The organism is Amycolatopsis coloradensis, from assembly GCF_037997115.1.
Taxonomy (GTDB): Bacteria; Actinomycetota; Actinomycetes; order Mycobacteriales; family Pseudonocardiaceae; genus Amycolatopsis; species Amycolatopsis coloradensis_A.
The window spans coordinates 45,834-68,254 of record NZ_CP150484.1; the positions used below are offsets into that span (position 1 = coordinate 45,834).

Annotated in this window: 6 protein-coding genes; all 6 read left to right on the top strand. The window is 70.3% G+C overall.

Features of this window, described 5'->3' with window-relative positions; all coding sequences use genetic code 11:
• Nucleotides 1-661: 661 nt before the first annotated feature.
• The 6 genes from LCL61_RS00165 to LCL61_RS00190 all read left to right on the top strand — a co-directional run bounded on the left by LCL61_RS00165 (nt 662) and on the right by LCL61_RS00190 (nt 22,356).
• Nucleotides 662-12,661 carry an amino acid adenylation domain-containing protein gene (locus tag LCL61_RS00165; protein ID WP_340684944.1) on the top strand — a complete coding sequence of 4,000 codons (12,000 nt, stop codon included), beginning with the start codon at nt 662-664 and terminating at the stop codon, nt 12,659-12,661.
• A 139-nt stretch (nt 12,662-12,800) separates the two neighbouring features.
• Nucleotides 12,801-18,362, top strand: coding sequence for an amino acid adenylation domain-containing protein (locus LCL61_RS00170; protein ID WP_340684945.1), 5,562 nt, complete (start codon nt 12,801-12,803; stop codon nt 18,360-18,362).
• A gap of 14 nt (nt 18,363-18,376) precedes the next feature.
• Nucleotides 18,377-18,586 (top strand): MbtH family protein, encoded by a 210-nt coding sequence (locus tag LCL61_RS00175; protein ID WP_126733878.1) that lies wholly within the window; start codon nt 18,377-18,379, stop codon nt 18,584-18,586.
• Nucleotides 18,587-18,813: 227 nt separating this feature from the next.
• On the top strand, nt 18,814-19,989 hold the full coding sequence (locus tag LCL61_RS00180) for a cytochrome P450 (protein ID WP_340684946.1): 1,176 nt from the start codon (nt 18,814-18,816) through the stop codon (nt 19,987-19,989).
• Nucleotides 19,990-20,012: 23 nt separating this feature from the next.
• Nucleotides 20,013-21,170 (top strand): cytochrome P450, encoded by a 1,158-nt coding sequence (locus tag LCL61_RS00185; RefSeq protein ID WP_340684947.1) that lies wholly within the window; start codon nt 20,013-20,015, stop codon nt 21,168-21,170.
• Complete coding sequence (locus LCL61_RS00190) at nt 21,160-22,356, top strand: cytochrome P450 (RefSeq protein ID WP_340684948.1); 1,197 nt, start codon at nt 21,160-21,162, stop codon at nt 22,354-22,356. Before LCL61_RS00185 ends, LCL61_RS00190 begins: the two co-directional genes overlap by 11 nt.
• Nucleotides 22,357-22,421: the final 65 nt, after the last annotated feature.

A 22,421-nucleotide genomic window follows, 5' to 3' on the forward strand; every position in this document is an offset into this window, starting at 1 on the left:
GGGGTGGGATGTCGCGAAAGCCACTTTCGGGAGATCAGACGTCGCGAAAGTGGCTTTCGCGACATGGCGTCGGCCGGGCCGGGTTGCGAAAGCCACTTTGCCAACGTTGAAGGTTGCGAAAGTGGCTTTCGCGACACCTCGGGGCCTGGGTCGAGCTGGTCGTGAGTGGCGTTTCGGGTTCTAACCCGCATCGCCACTCACGAGGCGTTCGGTGGGCTCGGTGCCGGCGCCGGTGCTCGCCTGAAGTACATGAAGGCCCCTTTCCTGTACCTAGGCGCAAGGAAGGGGGCCTTCATGTACTTGGCAAGGTGTGAAGGTCGAGTTTCCTCGGCTGAGCCGGCGACCCTGGGGTTGTGAAGGCCTCCTTCACTACCTTCAGGGTAGGCAAGGAGGCCTTCACCGCCTGACCCATGATCAGCCGCAGTCAAATCCCAGTAGGCACCTAAGACGCTCTTGGCCCTGGCCCGAAACGCCACTCACGACCCCCTGTACCGCAGGAAAACGTGGCCCGTTGGACATGTTGTCCGGGTCGGCCCTTCGGGCGACGATTCTGTGGGGGGACATGCCGCATTCGACGTCGGCTCCTCGACTTTGCGCAGGACGGGATCGAGGAATTCGAGCTTGGTTCGCCGAAGAACTTCGCTGATCGAGGGAGATATTGATGGCTCAGTCGCGGATCGAGGACATCTGGCCGCTGTCGCCGTTGCAGGCAGGGCTGGTCTTCCACGCGGTCTACGACGGTGACGGGCTCGACGTCTACATCGGACATTGGATCCTGGAGCTGGACGGGCCGGTCGACGCGGCGAGGCTGCGCGCGGCGTGGGAGGCGCTGCTGGCCCGGCACGCGTCGCTGCGGGCTTGTTTCCGGCAGCGCAAATCGGGTGAGACGGTGCAGATCATCGCCAGGCAGGTGGACCTGCCGTGGCGTGAGATCGACCTGTCCCACCTCGACGACACCGCACATGCCGTGCGGGAGCTGGCCGAGGAGGACCGGACGAAGCGGTTCGACCTCGCGACGGCGCCGTTGCTGCGGCTGACGTTGATCCGGCTCGGCGACGAGAGCCACCGTCTGGTGGTCACCTGCCATCACGCGATCATGGACGCCTGGTCGCTGCCCATCGTGTTCGACGAGCTGTCGGCGCTGTACGCGGCGGCGGAGCTGCCGGAAGTGACCCCATACCGCGAATATCTCGCGTGGCTGAACCGCCAGGACAAGACGAAGGCGCTCGCGGCCTGGACGAAGGAACTCGGTGATCTCGAGGCGCAGACCCTGGTGGCGCCCGCCGATCCGGGACGCGCGCCGGGAATTCCCGAGAGCATCACGGTCGAGCTGCCGTCGGAGCTCACCCGGTCGCTGGAGGACCTGGCCCGCGGCAACGGATTGACGCTGAACACGGTCGTGCAGGGCGCGTGGGCGATGGTGCTGGCGCACCTGACCGGCCGCACGGACGTCGTGTTCGGCGCGGTCGTCTCGGCGCGCCCGCCGGACCTTCCCGGCGTGGAGGGGATGGTGGGGCTGTTCCTCAACACCGTCCCGGTGCGCGCGCGGCTGCATGGTTCGGCGCCGGTCGTCGAAATGCTGGCGGAATTGCAGAAGCGGCAGTCGGCACTGATTCCCGACCAGTTCGTCGGGCTGGCGGACATCCAGCAGGCAGCCGGCCCCGGCGCGGGCTTCGACACCATGATCGTCTTCGAGAACTTCCCGCGTGAGCTCGGCGGGCCGGATTCGGCCGCGCCCTTCGGCATTCGCGTGAACCAGGGCCAGGAGGCGGCCCACTACCCGCTGACGCTGGTCGCCGTCCCCGGCGAGTCGATGCTCGTCAAACTCGACTACCTGACGGACCTTTACGGCGAGGCCGACGCGCGAGCCATCGTCGAGCGGTTCACCGGCGTGTTGCGTCAGCTGTCGGGTGACCTCACCGTCGCCGACATCGAGGTCGCCACCGCGGCCGAGCGCGAAACGGTCGGTCAGTGGGGTGTCTCGGCTGAGCCGGCACCGGACGTACTGGCACCGGATCTGTTCTCGCGTCAGGTCGAAAGCGCGGTGGCGGTCGTCGCCGGTGACGAGACGTTGTCGTACGGGGAGCTGGCCGAGCGCGCCGAGCGGCTCGCGGGGTACTTGAGCGGCAAGGGAGTCCGGCGCGGCGACCGGGTCGCCGTCGTGATGGACCGGTCGCCCGGCCTGATCGCGACGCTGCTCGCGGTGTGGAAGGCGGGCGCGGCGTACATCCCGCTGGACCCCGCGTACCCGGCGGAACGCGTGAAGTTCATGCTGGCGGACGCCGAGCCGTCGGCGGTCGTGTGCACGCAAGCGCACCGGGAAGCCGTCCTGGACGGTGGGCTCGAACCGATCGTCCTCGACGACCCGGAGACCCGGCGAGCGGTGGCGGAGTCCGCCCGGCTGTCGATCGGCGCCACGGCGGACGATGTCGCGTACGTGATGTACACGTCGGGCTCGACGGGAACGCCCAAGGGTGTCGCGGTGTCGCACGGCAACGTCGCGGCGCTGGTCGGTGAGCAGGGCTGGGACGTCGGTCCCGGCGACGCGGTGTTGATGCACGCGTCGCACGCTTTCGACATCTCCCTGTTCGAGATGTGGGTGCCGCTGCTGTCGGGTGCCCGGGTGGTGCTCGCCGGATCGGGCGCGGTGGACGGCGAGACGCTGGCCGGCTACGTGGCGGCCGGGGTCACGGCGGCCCACCTGACGGCCGGGAGTTTCCGGGTGCTGGCGGAGGAATCGCCGGAATCGGTCGCCGGGCTGCGCGAGGTGCTGACCGGGGGCGACGCGGTGCCCCCGGCGGCGGTCGAGCGGGTGCGGCGGACGTGTCCGGACGTGCGGGTGCGGCATCTCTACGGGCCCACCGAGGCCACGCTGTGCGCGACGTGGTGGCTGCTCGAACCCGGCGACGACATGGGGTCGGTGCTGCCGATCGGCCGCCCGCTCGCGGGACGGCGCGTGTACGTCCTCGACGCGTTCCTGCGGCCGGTGCCTCAGGGGTTGCCGGGTGAGCTGTACGTCGCCGGAGCCGGTGTGGCACAGGGCTATCTGGGCCGTTCGACGCTGACGGCGGAGCGATTCGTCGCGGATCCGTTCGTGCCCGGCGGGCGCATGTACCGGACCGGGGACCTCGCGTCCTGGACGGAGAACGGCACACTGGCGTTCGCCGGACGCGCCGACGACCAGGTGAAGATCCGCGGTTACCGGGTGGAGCCCGGGGAGATCGAGGTGGCGCTCGCCTGGCAGCCCGGGGTCGCTCAGGCCGTGGTGATCGCCCGTGGTGAGCAGCTGATCGGCTACGCCGTGCCCGAAGCGGGGCAGGATCTCGACCCGGCGCGCCTGAGCGGGCAACTCGCCGAGACGCTGCCCGAGTTCATGATCCCGGCCGCGATCCTCGTGCTGGACGAGCTTCCGTTGACCGTCAACGGCAAAGTGGACCGGCAGGCACTTCCCGAGCCGGACTTCTCCGCGAAGGTGGCGGGCCGGGAGCCCTCGACCGAGGACGAACGAGTCCTTTGCGGAGTGTTCGCCGACGTCCTCGGCCTGGAGCGGGTCGGCGTCGAAGACAGCTTCTTCGAGCTGGGTGGCGACTCGATCTCGTCGATGCAGGTGGCGGCCCGCGCCCGGCGGGAGGGGATTTCCCTGACGCCGCGGCTGGTGTTCGAGCACCGGACGCCCGAGCGGCTGGCGGCGCTGGCCAAGGAAGCTCCGGCAAAACCCTCCACTGTGGACACAGGCGTCGGCGAGATCCCGATGACACCGGTGATGCTCGCTCTGGGCGAGAACGCCGTGCGCCCCGGCTTCGCGCAGGCGAGGGTGATCGTCACCCCCGAGGGCTTCGACCAGGACGCGCTGGTCAAGGCCGTGCAGGCCGTGCTGGACACCCACGATCTGCTGCGGGCACGGGTGGAATCGGGACGGCTGATCGTGCCCGAGCCGGGTGCGGTGGACGCGGCCGCCCTCGTGACGCGGGTGGTCGCCGAGAACCTGGACGAGGCCGCCGAACGCGAGGTCCGCAAGGCGACGGCCGCGCTGGATCCGGCGGCCGGGACCATGCTGCGCGCGGTGTGGATCGACTCCCCGGAAGCCGGGCAGGGCCGCTTGGCGCTGGTGGCGCATCACCTGGCCGTGGACGCGGTCTCGTGGGGAATCCTGCTGCCCGATCTGCGCTCGGCCTACGAAGACGCGGCGCTCGAACCCGTGGCGACGCCATACCGGCAGTGGGCGCGGAGGCTGGCCGAGCAGGCGCGCGACGAGCGCACCGTGGCCGAAACCGAGCAGTGGATCGCCCTCCTCGACGGCGCGGAACCGGCCGTGGAGCTGAGCCCGGGGAAGACGCACTCGTGGTCCGCGACGCTGTCCGGCGACGTGGCGAACGACCTGCTGACCCGGCTGCCGAACGCCTTCCACTGCGGGATCCAGGACGTCCTGCTGGCGGGTCTCGCGGGTGCGGTGACGCGGCTGCGCGGGACCGGCGGCGCGGTGCTGGTGGACGTCGAAGGCCACGGCCGTGAGGCCACCGACGGCGAGGACCTGCTTCGCACCGTGGGTTGGTTCACGAGTGTGCACCCGGTCCGCTTCCACGTCGGCTCGGGAGAGCTGCTGAAGACGGCGAAGGAACAGATCCGCGCCGTCCCTGGTGACGGGCTCGGCTACGGACTGCTGCGCTACCTCAACGCCGACACCGGCGCCAGGCTCGCGGAGCTGCCGTCCGCGCAGATCGGCTTCAACTATCTCGGCAGGACAAGTCTTTCCGCCAAGGACAGGGCGTGGCAGCCGGCGGGCGAAGGTCCGCTCGGCGGCGGCCCGGACATGATCCTGGCGCACCCCGTCGAGGTCGGCGCGGAGGTTCAGGACACGCCGGACGGGCCCCGGCTGGGGCTCGCCATCGACGGCCGGGACCTCGACCCCGCCACGGTGGAACGCCTCGGCGAGGCCTGGCTGGAGATGCTGACCGGGCTCGCCGCCGATCCGGCCGCCGGTGGGCACACGCCGTCCGACTTCGCGCTCGTCGAGCTGGCGCAGCAGGACGTGACCGAGCTGGAAGCCGCGACGCCGGGCCTGACCGACATCTGGCCGCTTTCGCCGCTGCAGGAAGGCATGCTCTTCGAACGGGCCGTCGCCGACGACGGCGTCGACGTCTACCAGAGCCAGCGGATCCTCGACCTCGACGGGCCGCTCGACGCCGGTCGGCTGCGCGCCGCGTGGAACCAGGTGGTCGCCCGGCACGATTCGCTCCGGACGGGTTTCCACCAGCTGGCCTCCGGCGAGCCGGTGCAGGTCGTCGCCGGAAAAGCGGAAATTCCTTGGCGTGAGGTCGATCTTTCCCACGTCGGGGAGACGGACGCGGCCGCGGAGATCGAACGCCTGCTCGCCGAAGACCAGGCGGAGCGGTTCGACGTGACCAAGGCGCCGCTGCTCCGGCTGATGCTGATCAAGCTCAGCCCGGTGCGGCACCGGTTCGTGCTGACGTCGCACCACGTCCTCCTCGACGGCTGGTCCACGCCGCTCGTCCTGGGCGAGGTGTCGATCGCCTACGCGGGCGGGCAAGCCCCGTCGAAGTCACCGTCCTATAAGGACTATCTGACCTGGCTGAGCCGCCAGGACGAGCAGGCGACCCAGGCGGCGTGGCGGGCCGAACTCGCCGGTTCCGACGAGCCGACCGTGGTGGACGCCGACGCGGACAAGGCGATGGTCGTGCCGGGTGAGCACGCCGAATTGCTGCCCGAGACGGCGACGCGGAACCTCACCGGCTTCGCCCGCGGTCACGGCTTGACGCTGAGCACGGTCGTGCAGGGCGCGTGGGCGCTGGTCCTGTCGCGGCTGGCCGCCCGGACGGACGTCGTGTTCGGGACGGTCGTTTCCGGGCGCCCCGCGGACGTGCCGGACGTGGAACAGATGGTGGGGATGTTCATCAACACCGTCCCGGTGCGCGTGCGCCTCGACGGTGACCTGCCGGTGCTGGAAATGCTCCAGGATCTCCAGGCCCGGCAGTCCGCGTTGACCGAGCACCAGTACCTGGGGCTGTCGCAGGTGCAGCGCGCGGTGGGGGCGGGCGCGGTCTTCGACACCATCGTGATGATCGAGAACTACCCGCACGACGCCGATGGTCTCGGCGACGAAGGCGGTGTCTCGATCAGCTCGGTCGAGACCAGGACCGGCACCGGTTATCCGCTGACCATGAGCGTTTCGCCCGGCAAGAGCCTGCTGATCCGCATGGCCTACCGGCCCGACCGGATCGACGCGGGAACGGCGGCCGAGGTCGCCAGGCAGGTCGTCCGGGTACTGGAGCGGGTGCCGGCGGAGGCTTCGCTTCCCGTGGGACGCCTCGGCGTGACGAGCGAAACGGCACGCGAGTCCGTGGTGGAGCGGTGGAACGCGACGGGCGAGGCGACGACGGGTGTCACCGTGCCGGAGCTGTTCCGGCGGCGGGCCGGGGAATCCCCGGACGCAGTGGCGGTCGTCGACGGAGAACGCACCCTGTCCTACGCCGAGCTCGACCGCGAATCCGATGGGCTGGCCGGGTACTTGGCCGCGCGGGGTGTCCGGCGCGGTGACCGCGTCGGCGTCGTGATGGAACGCGGCGCGGACCTGCTCGTCGCGCTGCTCGCGGTCTGGAAGGCCGGCGCGGCGCAGGTCCCGGTGAACGTGGACTACCCCGCGGAACGGATCGAGCGGATGCTGGCCGATTCCCGTGCGGCGCTGGCGATCTGCGTGGCGGCGAGCCGCGATTCGGTGCCGGACGGCGTCGAGCCGGTCGTCATGGGCGAGACGGAGCACGCCGCGCCGCCGGTCACCGTCGGCGCGCACGACACGGCCTACGTGATGTACACGTCGGGGTCGACCGGCGTGCCCAAGGGTGTCGCGGTGCCGCACGGCAGTGTCGCGGCGCTGGCGGGTGACCCGGGCTGGTCACAGGGGCCGGGGGATCGGGTGCTGCTGCACGCTTCCCACGCGTTCGACGCGTCGCTGGTCGAGATCTGGGTGCCGCTGGTGAGCGGGGCCGCCGTGGTGGTCGCGGAGCCGGGCGCGGTCGACGCGCAGCGGGTGCGGGAAGCGGTCGAGCGCGGTGTCACCACGATCCACCTGACGGCCGGGACCTTCCGTGTGGTGGCCGAGGAAGCACCGGAATCCTTCGCCGGACTGCGGGAGATCCTGACCGGCGGCGACGCGGTGCCGCTCGCCTCCGTCGAACGGATGCGCCGCGCCTGCCCGGACGTCCGGTTCCGCCAGCTGTACGGCCCCACCGAGATCACCCTGTGCGCCACCTGGCTCGTCCTCGAACCCGGCGCCGAAACGGGCAGTGTCCTCCCGATCGGCGGACCGCTGGCCGGCAGGCAGGCGTACGTACTCGACGCTTTCCTCCAGCCGGTGGCGCCGGGCGTGACCGGCGAGCTGTACCTCGCCGGTGCCGGTCTGGCGCACGGTTATCTGGGCGCCTCCGGCGCGACGGCGCAACGGTTCGTCGCCAGCCCTTTCGCCGCCGGTGAGCGCATGTACCGCACGGGCGACCTCGCGCGCTGGACCGAAGACGGCGAGCTGCTGTTCGGCGGCCGGGCCGACTCCCAGGTGAAGATCCGCGGCTACCGCGTCGAACCGGGGGAGATCGAGGCGGCGTTGACCGCGCTGCCCGACGTCGCGCAGGCGGTCGTGGTGGCGCGGGAAGAACGTCCCGGCGAGAAGCGGCTGATCGCCTATGTGACCGCGGAATCGGCACTGGACTCCGAGGCACTCCGCGCGCGGCTCGCGGAGCGGCTGCCGGAGTTCATGGTGCCCGCGGTGGTACTGGTGCTGGACACCTTCCCCTTGACCCTCAACGGAAAGATCGACCGCGCCGCCCTGCCCGCCCCCGAATTCGCCGGCAAATCGGCCGGTCGTGAACCGCGGACCGAAGCCGAACGCGTGATGACCGATCTCTTCGCCGAGATCCTCGGGCTGGACCGGGTCGGCGTGGACGACAGCTTCTTCGAACTGGGCGGCGACTCGATCCTCTCGATGCGCCTGGCCGCCCGCGCCCGGCGCGAGGATTTCGTCTTCGGTGCCAAGCAGGTCTTCGAACAGAAGACCCCCGCGGGGATCGCGGCCGTCGCCGAACGCGGCGGTGTTCGGCAGCCCGAGGTCGCCGACGGTGTCGGTGAGGTGCCGTGGACGCCGGTCGTGCGGGCGCTGCTCGAACGCGACCCAGGCGCGATGTCGCGGGGCGCGCTGGCGCAGTGGGTGACGGCGGGCGTGCCCGGCGACCTGACGGAGACGAAGCTGACGGCCGGGCTGCGTGCGGTGATCGACACCCACGACCTGCTGCGGAGCAGGGTCATTGAGGACCGCCTGGTCGTGGCCGAGCGGGGAACCGTAGACGCCGCCGCAGTGCTTCGGCGGGTCGAGGTGGGCGACGGCGACCTCGACGAGATCGCGGAACGCCACGCGCACGAGGCCGCCGGACGGCTCGACCCCGTCGCGGGCGTGATGTTCCAGGCCGTTTGGGTGGACGCGGGAGCCGAGGGGCGGCTCGTGCTGGCCGCCCATCACCTCGCGGTCGACGTCGTGTCGTGGCGTGTCCTGCTGGCCGATCTGCAAGCGGCCTGCGAGGAACCGGTGCTCGACCCGCCGCCCGTTTCGTTCCGGCGCTGGGCGCGGACGCTGGCCGATCAGGCGCCGCAGCGGGCCGGGGAACTGGAGACCTGGAAGGAGATCCTCGACGGCGCGCAGGCGCGGGTCGGCGAACTCGACCCCCAGCGCGACACCATCGCGACCTCGGGACGCCGCTCGTGGACCCTGCCGTGGGATCGCGCGAGCGTGCTCGCGGAGAAGGCCACCACGGCTTTCCACTGCGGTATCCACGAGGTGCTGCTGGCCACCCTCGCCGGTGCGGTCACCCAGTGGCGCGGCGGCACCGCTGTCGTGGTGGACGTCGAAGGCCACGGCCGTCAGCCCCTCGACGGAATGGACCTGTCGCGGACGCTCGGCTGGTTCACCGACGTCCATCCGCTGAGGTTGGACACCTCCGGGGCGGACGCGCCCGGCCGGTTGCTGAAGCAGGTCAAGGAAAACGTGCGAGCCGTGCCCGACGGCGGGATCGGCTACGGGATGCTGCGGTATCTCGACGACGAGGCCGGGAAGGTGCTCGCGGCACTGCCGTCGCCGGAGATCGGCTTCAACTACCTCGGGCGGTTCTCGCCCCGGCCCGAAGGCGACGCGGAACCCTGGCAGCTGGCCGGGACCATCGGCGGCACGGCGGAGGACGACCTGCCGCTGCGGCACGCCGTCGAGATCGACGCGGTGGTGCTCGACGGACCGGACGGACCCGAGTTCACCCTGACCATCACCTGGGCGGAACGGCTGCTCGGGGAAGCCGACGCCGAGTCGCTCGGCCAGGCGTGGCTGGAGATGCTGACCGGGCTCGCCATCCACGCCGAGGGCGGCGCGGGAGGACACACGCCGTCGGACTTCCCGCTCATCACGCTGACGCAGCAGGAGGTGACGGACGTCGAGGCCCTCGTCCCGAGCCTGCACGACATCTGGCCGCTTTCCCCGCTGCAGGAAGGGTTGCTGTTCCACGCGGTCGACGAGCGCGGGCCGGACGTCTACGCCGGTATCCGTGACATCATCCTCGACGGGCCGCTGGACGTCGCCCGGTTCCGCGCGGCGTGGCAGACCCTGCTCGACCGGCATCCCGCGCTGCGGGCGGGTTTCCACCGCCTCGGCTCGGGGACCGCCGTCCAGGCCGTCGTCCGCGATGTTCCGGTGCCGTGGCAGGAAACCGACCTGTCCCACCTGCCCGAGGACGAGGCGCTGGCGGAATTCGAGCGGCTCGCGGCGGCATCCCACGCCGAGCGGTTCGACCTGGCGAAGGCGCCGCTGCTACACCTGCATCTGGTGCGGTTCACCGAGCGCAGGCACCGGCTGGTGCTCCGGTCGCACCACATCTCGGCCGACGGCTGGTCGCTTCCGGTCTTCCTCGGCGAGGTGATGGCAGCGTACGAAGATGACCGGCAGCTGCCCACGCCGACGTCGTACCGGGAGTACCTCGCCTGGCTTTCCCGTCAGGACAAGGTGGTCGCGAAGGAGGCGTGGCGGACCGAACTCGCCGGGCTCGACGAGGCGACCCACGTGGTGCCGCCGGACACGATCGCCGTGCCCATCGAGCCGGACCGCGTCCGCTTCGAACTCGACGACGACCTCAGCGCTCGCCTGATGGAGTTCACCCGGCGGCACGGCGTCACGACGAACACGCTTTTCCAAGGCGTGTGGGCACTTCTGCTGGCCAGGCTGACCGGACGCGACGACGTCGTCTTCGGGACCACGGTGGCCGGACGGCCGGTCGAGATCCCCGGTGTCGAATCGGCGGTCGGCCTGTTCATGAACATGCTGCCGGTCCGGGCCCGGCTCACCGGCGCCCAGCCGTTCCTGGAGATGCTGGCGGATCTGCAGGAACGCCAGGTCGCGCTGATGCCGCATCAGCACGTCGGACTGACCGAGATCAACCAGCTCGCCGGCCCCGGCGCGGCCTTCGACACGATCGTGGTGTTCGAGAACTACCCGCCGCCGCCCCCGCCGTCCGACGATCCCGACGTCCTCGCCCTGCGCCCGGCGGGGATCCCGGACGACACCGGGCACTATCCGTTGTCCATCCGCGCTTCCGAGGGCGGCGGCGTCCACGGTGAGGTGATCTACCGGCCGGACGTGTTCGACCGGACGCGGATCGAGGAGATCGTCGCTTCGATCATCCGGGCGCTCGACCAGGTGGTCACCGAGCCGCGGGTGCCGGTCGGGAGGGTCGCCCTGATCGGGCCGGAGCAGCGCCGTCTGGTGATCGAGGAGTGGAACCGGACCGAGGTGCCGTTCGAGGCCGAGACCCTGCCGGTGTTGTTCCGCCGTCAGGTGGAGCGGTCGCGCGACGCGGTGGCGATCGAGGACGCGAAGCGCACCCTGACCTACGGCGGGCTGCTCGACGAGGTCGAGACGCTGGCGCGGTTGCTCGTCGGGCTGGGTGTCCGGCGGGAGACCCGGGTCGGGGTGCTGGTCGAGCGGTCGGCCGAACTCGTGGTGACCATGATGGGCGTGACGTTCGCGGGCGGGGCGTTCGTCCCGGTCGACCCGGACTATCCGGCCGAGCGGATCGAGCTGATGCTGACCAGTTCGGCGCCGGAGGTCCTGGTGTGCACGGCGGCGACCCGGGCGGTCGTGCCGTCGAAGTTCGACGGCGAAATCCTGCTGCTGGACGAACTGCCCGCCGCGGATCCGTCGGTCGTGCTGCCGTCGGTGAAGGCGACCGACGCGGCGTACGTGATCTACACGTCCGGTTCGACTGGGGTGCCGAAGGGCGTCCAGGTCACTCATTCCGGGCTCGGGAACCTGGCGACGGCGCATATCGAACGCCTTGGTGTGACGTCGTCCTCGCGGGTCCTGCAGCTGTCCGCGATCGGCTTCGACGCCATCGTTTCGGAGCTGTACATGTCCCTGCTGGCCGGCGCGACCCTGGTGCTGGCCGACGCGGAGAGCATGCCGCCCCGGGTGACCCTCGGCGATGCCTTGCGGCAGTGGGAGATCACCCACCTCACGGTGTCGCCGAGTGTGCTGGCGGTCGAGGAGGATCTGCCGGACACCCTGCGCGGCGTGCTGACCGGCGGCGAGGTGTGCACCCCCGCGCTGGTCGACCGCTGGTCGCCGGGCCGCCGGTTCATCAACGCGTACGGCCCCACCGAGACGACGATCTGCTCGACCATGAGCGCCCCGTTGTCGCCGGGACACGAGGTCGTCCCGCTCGGCGGTCCGATCCGGAACGTGAAGCACTACATCCTCGACGCGTACCTGCAGCCCGTGCCGCCGGGGGTGGCGGGCGAGCTGTACATCGCGGGCGCCGGACTCGCCCGCGGGTATCTCGGACGGCCGGGACTGACGTCGGAACGGTTCGTCGCCGACCCGTTCTCGCCGGGCGAGCGCATGTACCGCTCCGGCGACCGGTTCCGCTGGGATCCCGACGGAGAGCTGATCTTCGTCGGCCGCGTCGACGCGCAGGTGAAGGTGCGCGGCTACCGGGTCGAGCCCGCGGAGATCGAGAACGTGCTGGCCGAGCATCCGGGCGTCGCCCAGGTGGCGGTCGCCGTGCACCGGGACGGGCCGGGCGACAAACGGCTGGTGGCCTACGTTGTGCCCGCCGACGAGGCCGACGGCTCGCTCACTTCGGTGCTGCGCGAGATGGCGGCCGGACGGCTGCCGGAGTACATGATGCCCGCGGCGTTCGTGGCGCTGGAGAAGATGCCGCTCACCCCGAACGGCAAGCTCGACCACCGGGCGCTCCAGGCACCCGACTTCTCCGGCCTGTCCTCCGGCCGCGACCCGCGCACGGCCATGGAGGCGAAGCTGTGCGAGCTGTTCGCGGAGGTGCTCGGCCTGGAGCAGGTCGGGCCCGACGACAGCTTCTTCGAACTGGGTGGCGACTCGATCATCTCGATGCAGCTGTCGGCCCGCGCCCGCCGCGAAGGGCTGGAACTGAGCCCGTGGCAGGTGTTCGAAGAGAAGACACCGGAACGGCTGGCGACGCTCGTCAAGGAGATCCCGGCCGAAGGCGAGAGCACCCCGGAACCGGAGGCGGAGCCCACCGGAGGCTCGCTTGTCGCGCTTTCCGCGGATCAGTTGGAGCAGCTTGAGGCCGGGTTCTCGTGAGTGGCAAGGACGGTTCTAACCGTCCTTGCCACTCACGANAGAAACGCATGGCAGATGATAACAGTTACAAGTTGTCCTTGCCACTCACGAGCCCCATCACGAACGCGCGTTCCCCACCCACCTCACCAAGGAGCAGATCGTGACCGTTGACGACACTCGCGCGAAGCCGCGTTCCAGCGTGGAGGACGTCTGGCCTCTTTCCCCGCTGCAGGAGGGAATGCTCTATCACACCGCCCTCGACGACGAGGGGCCCGACACCTACACCGTGCAGACCGTCTACGGCATCGACGGCCCGCTCGACGCCGCCCTGCTGAGGGCGTCGTGGCAGGCGCTGGTCGACCGGCACGCCGCGCTGCGGGCCTGTTTCCGTTACGTCAGCGGCGCGCAGATGGTGCAGGTCATCACGCGGGACGCGCAGATCCCTTGGCGCGAAACGGATCTCACCGGACTGCCGGAGGACATCCTCGACAGCGAGGTCGAACGGCTGGCCGCGGACGAGCTGGCCGAGCGGCTCCGCATCGAGGTGGCGCCGCTGATGAAGCTGCATCTGATCCGGCTCGGCCCGGACCGCCACCGGCTCGTGCACACGCTGCACCACGTGCTGACCGACGGCTGGTCGATGCCGATCATCCACCGCGAGCTCGCCGCGATCTACGCGGCGGGCGGGGACGCGTCCGGGCTGCCGCCCACAGTGTCCTATCGGGACTATCTCGCCTGGCTCGGCAAGCAGGACAAGGAAATCGCCCGTGCTGCCTGGCGCGAGGAGTTCGCCGGGGTCGATACGCCCACCGCGGTCGCGCCCGCCGACCCCGGCCGGGTGCCGGAGATCGACACCGCGATCGTCGAGCTGTCCACGGAACTCACCGACGGGCTGGCGAATCTCGCGCGCGGCCACGACCTCACGCTGAACACCGTCGTGCAGGGTGCGTGGGCGGTCGTGCTGTCGCAGCTCGCCGGGCGTACCGACGTGGTGTTCGGTGCGACCGCTTCGGGCCGACCCGCCGAACTGGCGGGTGTCGAATCGATGGTCGGCCAGCTGCTCAACACCCTGCCGGTACGCGTGCGGCTCGACGGCGGGAAGCGGGCCGTCGACCTGTTCGCCGAACTGCAGCGCGACCAGTCCGCCCTCATGGCCCACCAGCACCTCGGCCTCCAGGACGTGCAGGCCGTCGTCGGACCCGGCGCGGTGTTCGACACGCTCGTCATCTACGAGAACTTCCCCCGCAAGGGCCTCGGGCAGGCTCACGACGGCCTGACCCTGCGGCCGGTCAAGCGGGGACGCAATTCCTCGCACTATCCGTTCACCCTGGTCACCGGTCCCGGTGAGCAGATGCCGCTCATCCTGGACTACGACCGCGGCCTGTTCGACGAAAAGGTCGCCGGGTCGGTCGTCGGTGCGCTGGCCCGGGTGCTGGAGCGGCTGGTCGCCGAGCCCGACGTCCTCGTCGGCCGGTTGACGCTGCTGAGCGAGGCCGAACGTGCCTTGGTGGTGGAGGAATTCAACGCGACCGAGGGGCCGGTGCCGGGCGACTCCGTCGTCGAACTGTTCGCGCGGCGGGTGGCCGAGGCGCCCGAAGCGGTGGCGATCACCGACGCCGCGGGCGCGGACCTCACCTATGCCGAGGTCGACCAGGCCTCGAACCGGCTGGCCGCGCACCTCGCCGACCGCGGTGTCGGCCGTGGCGACCGCGTCGGCGTGGCGATGGAGCGGTCGCCGGAGCTGCTCATCGCGTTCCTGGCGATCTGGAAGGCGGGCGCCGCGTACGTCCCGGTCGACGTCGAGTACCCGGCCGAGCGGATCGCGTTCATCCTCGACGACTCCGCGGTCTCGGTCGTCGTGTGCACCCAGGCCACCAGTGGCGTCGTGCCGAAGGACGCGATCGTCCTCGACGCGCCGGAAACACGGGCCGCCATCGACGCTTTCGCTGCCACCGCAACGGAATTCCGGCCGAGCGCGGACGACCTGGCGTACGTCATGTACACCTCCGGCTCCACCGGCCTGCCCAAGGGCGTGGGGATCCCGCACGGTGGCGTCGCGGGTCTGGCCGGTGACCAGGGCTGGCAGATCGGCCCCGGCGACGGCGTCCTCATGCACGCGACGCACGTCTTCGACCCGTCGCTGTACGCGATGTGGGTGCCGCTTTCGACGGGGGCCCGTGTCCTGCTCACCGAGCCGGGTGTGCTGGACGCGGCCGGGGTGCGGCAGGCCGTCGCCCGCGGCGCGAACTACGTCCACCTCACCGCCGGCACCTTCCGCGCGCTCGCGGAGACGTCGCCGGAATGCTTCGACGGCCTGGTCGAAATCGGCACCGGCGGCGACGTCGTTCCCGCGCAGTCCGTGGAGAACCTGCGGCGGGCCCAGCCGAACCTTCGGGTGCGCAACACCTACGGGCCGACAGAGACCACCCTGTGCGCGACGTGGCTCCCGATCGAACCCGGTGACGTCGTCGACCGGGAACTGCCGATCGGTCACCCCATGACGAACCGCCGGATCTACCTCCTCGACGCGTTCCTGCGGCCGGTCGCCCCTGGTGTGGCGGGCGAGCTGTACATCGCGGGAACGGGACTGGCACGCGGATATCTCGACAGCCCGGGCCTGACGTCCGAGCGTTTCGTGGCCTGCCCATTCCTTCCGGGCGAACGCATGTACCGCACCGGCGACCTGGCCCGCTGGACCCGCGACGGCGAGGTAGTGTTCCTCGAACGCGCCGACGACCAGGTGAAGATCCGCGGCTACCGGGTCGAACTGGGCGAGGTCGAGTCCGTGCTGGCGGCCCAGCCGGGCGTGGTCGAGGCCGTCGTCATGGCGCGCGAGGACCAGCCGGGGGAGAAGCGGCTGGTGGGGTACTTCGTCTCCGACGGCGGCGACGCCGGTCCGGAGGAGATCCGGCGCCAGATGGGCTTGGTCCTGCCCGCGTACATGGTCCCGATGGCGGTCGTCGCCCTGCCCGGTCTGCCCGTCACTCCCAACGGCAAGGTGGACCGACGGGCTTTGCCCGCCCCGGATCTCGCGGGTCGCGCTTCGGAGAAGGCGCCGGAGAGCGAATCCGAAAAGGTGCTCTGCGAGCTGTTCTCCGAGATCCTCGGCGTCGACAACGTGGGTGTCGACGACGCTTTCCACGACCTCGGCGGCAGTTCGGCGCTGGCGATGCGGCTCATCGCGCGGATCCGCGAAGTGATCGGCGTGGACCTGCCCATCCGGCAGCTGTTCTCCTCGCCGACGCCCGCCGGTGTCGCGAGGGCGCTCGCCGCGAAGTCCCGTCCCGCGCTGGAGCCCGCCGAGCGGCCGGAGCGGGTTCCGCTCACCGCACGGCAGCTCAGGTCCTGGCTGCTGGCCAGCCCCGGCGAGGAGACCGCCGGTCTGCACATCTCGGTCGCGCTGCGCCTGCGCGGCAGGCTGGACGTGGCCGCGCTGGCGGCGGCACTCGGCGACATCGCCGCCCGGCACGAGGTGCTGCGCACGACCTTCCCGGGAGACGCGCAGAACGTCCGGCAGCTCGTCCACGAGCCCGCGGCCATCGAGCTGACCCCGGTGCCCGCCACCGAGGAAGAGCTTCCCGGCCTGCTCGCCGGACTGCGCGCGTCGGTCTTCGATCTCACCACCGAAGTTCCTTGGCGCTGCGACCTTTTCGCGCTCGCGGAGAAGGAACACGTACTGCACCTGCGGCTGCACCGGATCCTCGCCGACGACGACTCGCTCGACGTGTTCTTCCGCGATCTGGCGGCCGCTTACGGCGCCCGGCGTTCGGGCCGCGTCCCGGAGCGCGCGCCGCTGGCGCTGCAGTTCGCCGACTACGCGATCTGGGAGCAGCGACTGCTCGCGGACGAGGACGAACAGGGCAGCCTGATCAACGAACAGGTCGCCTTCTGGCGGGACACCCTGACCGGGATCGAAGGCGAGACGGTGCTCCCGTTCGACCGGCCGCGTCCGGCCGTCCCGTCGCGGCGGGCGGGCACGGTCGCGCTGCGGCTGGGCGCCGGGCCGTACGACCGGCTGACCGAAGCGGTGGAACGGCTCGGCGCCGACACGATCCACGTCGTGCACGCCGCGCTCGCGATGCTGCTGAGCAAATTCGGCGCGGGCGAAGACCTGGTGATCGGGACGAAGCTGGCGCGGGACGAGGACCTCATCGACCTCGAGCCGATGATCGGGCCGTTCGCGCGGCCACTCGCCCTGCGCACGGATCTCTCCGGTGACCCGACCTTCCTCGAGGTCGTCACGCGGGTGCAGGAGGCCGTCCGGGGTGCGCGCCAGCAGCTGGACGTCCCGTTCGAGCGGATCGCCGACCTGCTGGACCTGCCCGCCTCGCTGTCCCGCCACCCGGTGTTCCAGGTGGGGCTGGAGGTGGACGAGGAGGACATCGGCGCGTGGGACGCGGCGGAACTGCCCGCGCTGCGCACCAGCGTCGAACCCGGCGGAACCGAGGCCACGGAACTGGATCTCGCGTTCAAGCTCACCGAGCGGCTCGACGAGGACGACAACGAGGACGGTCTCGAAGGCACTCTTCGTTACGCCGCCGACCTTTTCGACGAGGCGACGGCGGAATCGGTCGCGCGGCGGCTGGTCCACGTCCTGGAGCAGGTCGCGGAGGATCCCCAGCGGCGGATCAGCGAGCTGGACCTGTTCCTCGACGAGACCGAACGCGGCCGTCCGGCGATCGCGCCGGCACGGTGGGCGGGCGAAGTGCCTCCGGTGGTCGCGGAGCTGGGTCAGCTCGGCGCGCTGGTGCTCGACGGCCAGAAGCGACCTGTCGCTCCTGGCGTCGTCGGCGACCTTTACGTCACCGGGCCGGCGGTGGACGAGGGCAAGTCCGGTGAGCCCTGCCCGTTCGGCGAGCCGGGGCACCGGATGCTGAACACCGGCCTGCTCGCCCGCAAGACCCCGGCCAAGACCCTGATCGTGGTGGGGGAGCGGCGGCGCACGAGCACCTCGGTGAAGACGGGTGACTACGAGATCCTGTTGCCGCTGCAAGCAGGCGGAGACCGGCCGCCGCTGTTCTGCGTGCACGCGAGCGGCGGGCTGAGCTGGAACTACGGGCCGCTGCTGCGGCATCTGCCCGCGAACCAGCCGGTCTACGGCGTGCAGGCACGCGGCCTCGCGCGGACCGAACGCCTGCCCGAGAGCGTCGAAGAGATGGCGGCCGACTACCTCGAGCACATCCGTGCCGTGCAGCCGACCGGGCCGTACCACCTGCTCGGCTGGTCGCTCGGCGGCCGGATCGCGCAGGCGATGGCCGCGATGCTCGAAGCAGACGGGGAAGAACCCGGCCTGCTCGCGCTGCTCGACGCCTATCCCGTCTACATGGGACGGAACGCGACCGGCACGGTGACCGAAGAGGCGGCGCGCGACGAAGACGGCCTCCAGAAACGGAAACAGCAGGATCTGGAGCTCGCCGGAGGCATGGTCCAGGGCCCCGGTGCCCGGGAGCGGCTGGAAGCGGTCATGAAGAACCTCTGGAAGGTCGGGCCGCAGCACACGGCCTCGCCGTTCAACGGCGACATCCTGCTGTTCGTCGCCTCGGAGGACCGGCCTGCCCACCTGCCCGTGTCGGAGGCCGTCGCCGGCTGGAAGGACTTCACCAGCGGCACGATCGAACACCACGAGATCCCGACCAACCATTACGACATGGTGCAACCCGCGGCGTTGGTCCAGATTGGGTCCATCGTCGCCGAGAAGCTCCGGCCCCGGCCGGGCGCGTGAAAGGAAAAGCAATCATGAGCAACCCCTTTGACAACGAAGACGGTTCCTTTTTCGTGCTGGTGAACGACGAGGGCCAGCACTCGCTCTGGCCGACGTTCGCCGAGGTGCCCGCCGGCTGGACCCGCGTCCACGGGGAGGCCTCGCGCCAGGAATGCCTCGCCTACGTCGAGGAGAACTGGACCGACCTGCGGCCGAAGAGCCTGATCGCCGAAGTCAACGGCTGAGCGGAGGGTGTCCAGCCGCACAATCCGGGCGGTTGGACGAGCCTCGGCGAAGGGGACTTTCCCCGCGTGACACGCGGTGAAGGGCGCTTTCCTCGCATCTCATGCGGGGAAAGCGTCCTTCAGCCCCCGCCCGAGCAGACCCGGACGGTTGGACGAACTCGACGCCCGTCCGGCAGGCCGAGAACATCATTCCGCGCGCGCCGGCCCCGATCGCGAAAGGAACTGCCGTGTTCGAGGAGCTCAACGTCGTCAAGGGCCTGGAAATCCACCGGAGGAACCGATTCGATCCGGGGGCCGAACTCCTCGCCCTGATGGCCGAAGGCCCCATCTCCGCCTTGGGCACCGAGGAAGACGAAGAACGGCGGACGGCGTGGCTCGCCACCGGATACGACGAGGTCCGCCAGGTCCTCAGCTCGGACAAGTTCAGCGCGCGCCTGATCTACGGCGGGACCGCGGCAGGTATCGCCTGGCCGGGCTTTCTCACCCACTACGACCCGCCGGACCACACACGCCTGCGACGGCTGGTCACCCCGCCGTTCACCATGCGGCGGATGCAGGGTTTCCGGCCCGAGGTCACGCAGATCGTCGAAGACGCCTTGGACACCATCGAGGACATGGGCGGCCCGGTGGATTTCGTCCCGCATTTCGGCTGGGCGATCGCCACGACGGCGACCTGCGACTTCCTCGGCATCCCGCGGGACGACCAGGCGGATCTGTCCCGCACGCTGCACGCCAGCCGCACCGAGCGGACCGACAAACGGCGCAACGCGGCGGGCAACAAGTACATGCAGTACATGAACAAGGCCGTCGCCCGCGTGCGCCGCGATCCCGGTGACGACCTGTTCGGGGTCGTGGTGCGCGAACACGGCGACGAGATCACCGACGCGGAACTGGCCGGGGTGGCCGCGTTCATCATGGGCGCCGGCGGCGACCAGGTGGCCCGTTTCCTCGCGGCGGGCGCGTTGCTGATGGTCGATTTCCCGGAGCAGTTCGACATCCTGCGGGACCAGCCGGACACGATCCCGGACTGGCTGGAAGAGCTGAACCGGTATCTCACCACCGACGAGAAGCTCCACCCTCGTATCGCGAAGGAGGACGTGACGATCGGCGGCCGTCTCGTCAAGGCCGGTGACACCGTCACGTGTTCCCTGCTCGGGGCGAACCGCGCGAAGTTCCCCGCGCGAGAGGACGAATTCGACATCACCCGGGAGAAGTCGCCGCATGTCTCGTTCGGGCACGGGATCCACCACTGCCTCGGCAGGCCACTGGCGGAGATGGTGTTCCGGGAGGCGATTCCGGCGCTGGCTCGGCGTTTTCCCAAACTGAGGCTCGCCGAGCCCGATCGCAAGCTCAAGTTCGGACCGCCACCGTTCGACGTGGAAGCCCTGCCGCTCGACTGGTAACGCCAGAAAGCCTGAGGAGAATCATGGTAGTTCCCTTGCCGCATCAGCGGATCCGGCTCGATCCGGCGCCGGAGCTCTGGGCGTTGCACCAAGAAGGCCCGCTGCACAGGTACGACACGGAGACGGGACTGAACGGCCGCAGGCAATGGTTGGTCACCGGGTACGACGAGGTGCGCGAGATCCTCGCCGACGCCACGCGGTTCAGCTCGATGCGACCGGTCGACGACGAGGCGGACCGCGCCCACCTGCCGGGGATCCTGCAGGCCTACGACCCGCCGGACCACACCCGTCTGCGCGGGACGGTGGCCGGGGCGTTCAGCGTCCGCCGGATCGAGCGGTTGCGGCCGCGGGTCGAAGAAGTCATCGAAGAGGGCCTGGACGACCTGGAGAGCATGGGCGCGCCGATCGACTTCGTCCGGTACGCGGGCTGGCCCATCCCGGCGCTCATCGCCTGCGAGTTCCTCGGAGTCCCACGTGACGATCAGGCCGATCTGTCACGGATGATCCGGGACAGCCGGGAGAGCCGGATCCCCAAGCAGCGGGCCCAGTCGAGCCTTGGCGTCGTCAACTACTGCGAAAAGCTCGCCGCCCGCGAACGCCGCGATCCCGGCGACGAATTGATCGGCTTCATCGTGCGCGAGCACGGGGAGAAGGTCAGCGACGAGGAACTTTCGGGGCTCGCCGAGGCGATCCTGATCGTGGCCGTCGAGCAGATGGCCGCCCAGCTGGCGATGGCGGTGCTCCTGTTCGCGACGAATCCCGCCCAGCTGTCCTTGTTGCGCGAGCGCCCGGAGCTGGTGGACAGCGCGACCGAGGAAGTCCTTCGCTTCCCGACGATCGTCGAGGCGCCGTCTCCCCGGACGGCGCTCGTCGACCTGAACATCGCCGGATACGAGATCCACGCCGGTGACGTGCTGACCTGTTCGATGCTGGCGGTCAATCGCGCGCTCGGCGACAAGTTCGACATCACCCGGGAGAACAGCCCGGGGCATCTCGCTTTCGGGCACGGCATCCACCACTGTGTCGGGGCTCCGCTGGCGAGGCTCGAACTGCGGGTGGCGCTGCCGATCCTGGCGCGCCGGTTCCCGGCGCTGCGGCTGGCGGTCCCGGAGGAGGAACTGCGGTTCGTGGCGGGCAAACCCGCCCCGTTCAACATCGAGGAGCTCCCCGTTGAGTGGTGAGGACACGCGTCCGCTGCACATCCGCAGACAGGACCTCGATCCGGCGGACGAACTGCGCGCCGCCGGGCCGCTGTCGAAGGTCACGGTGGGCACCGGGGCGGACGCCGAAACCATCTGGATGGCCGCGGGACACTCCGTCGTCCGCCAGGTTCTGGGCGACCACAAGCGATTCAGCACCCGGCGCCGGTGGCACGAGCAGGACGAGGTCGGCGGGCGGGGCATCTTCCGGCCGCAGGAGCTCGTCGGCAACCTGATGGACTACGACCCGCCCGAGCACACCCGGATGCGGCAGAAGCTGACCCCGGGCTTCACGCTGCGGAAGATGCGGCGCATGGAGCCGTACATCGAGCAGATCGTGACGGAACGGCTCGATGCCATGGAGGACGCGGGTTCCCCCGCCGACGTGATCGAGCTCGTCGCCGACGAGGTGCCGGGAGCCGTGCTGTGCGAACTGATCGGGGTGCCCCGTGACGACCGCGCCATGTTCCTGAAGCTGTGCCACGGACATCTCGACGCCTCGCTGAGCCAGCGGAGACGGGCGGCCGCCGGCGAGGCGTTCTCCCGCTACCTGCTGGCGATGATCGCCAGGAACCGCGAGGAACCCGGGGAAGGACTGATCGGCGCCGTCGTCGCCGAACACGGCGACGAGGCCACCGACGAGGAACTGCGGGGTTTCTGCGTTCAGGTGATGCTGGCCGGTGACGACAACATTTCCGGCATGATCGGCCTCGGCGTGCTGGCTCTGCTGCGGCATCCCGAACAACTCGCCGCGGTACGGGGCGACGGCCAGGCGGCGGATCGGGCGGTCGACGAGCTGATCCGGTATCTCACGGTCCCGTACGCCCCGACACCCCGCACGGCCATGGAGGACGTCGTCATCGGGGACGAGGTGATCAAGGAGGGCGAGACCGTGCTCTGCTCGCTCCCCATGGCGAACCGTGATCCCGCGCTGGTGCCCGATCCGGACCGGCTCGATCTCACACGGGAGCCCGCGCCGCACGTGGCGTTCGGGCACGGGATCCACCACTGTCTCGGCGCTTCGCTGGCGCGGCTCGAACTGCGTACGGTCTTCACGTTGCTGTGGCAGCGTTTTCCGGACCTGAGGCTCGCGGATCCCGCGAAGGACACCATGTTCCGCCTCACCACTCCGGCCTACGGGCTCACGAGCCTGCTGGTCGAGTGGTGAGTGAAGGGTGGGTGAGGCATGGGTCAAGGTGGTCGTGAGTGGTAAGTGACGTTCTAACGACACTT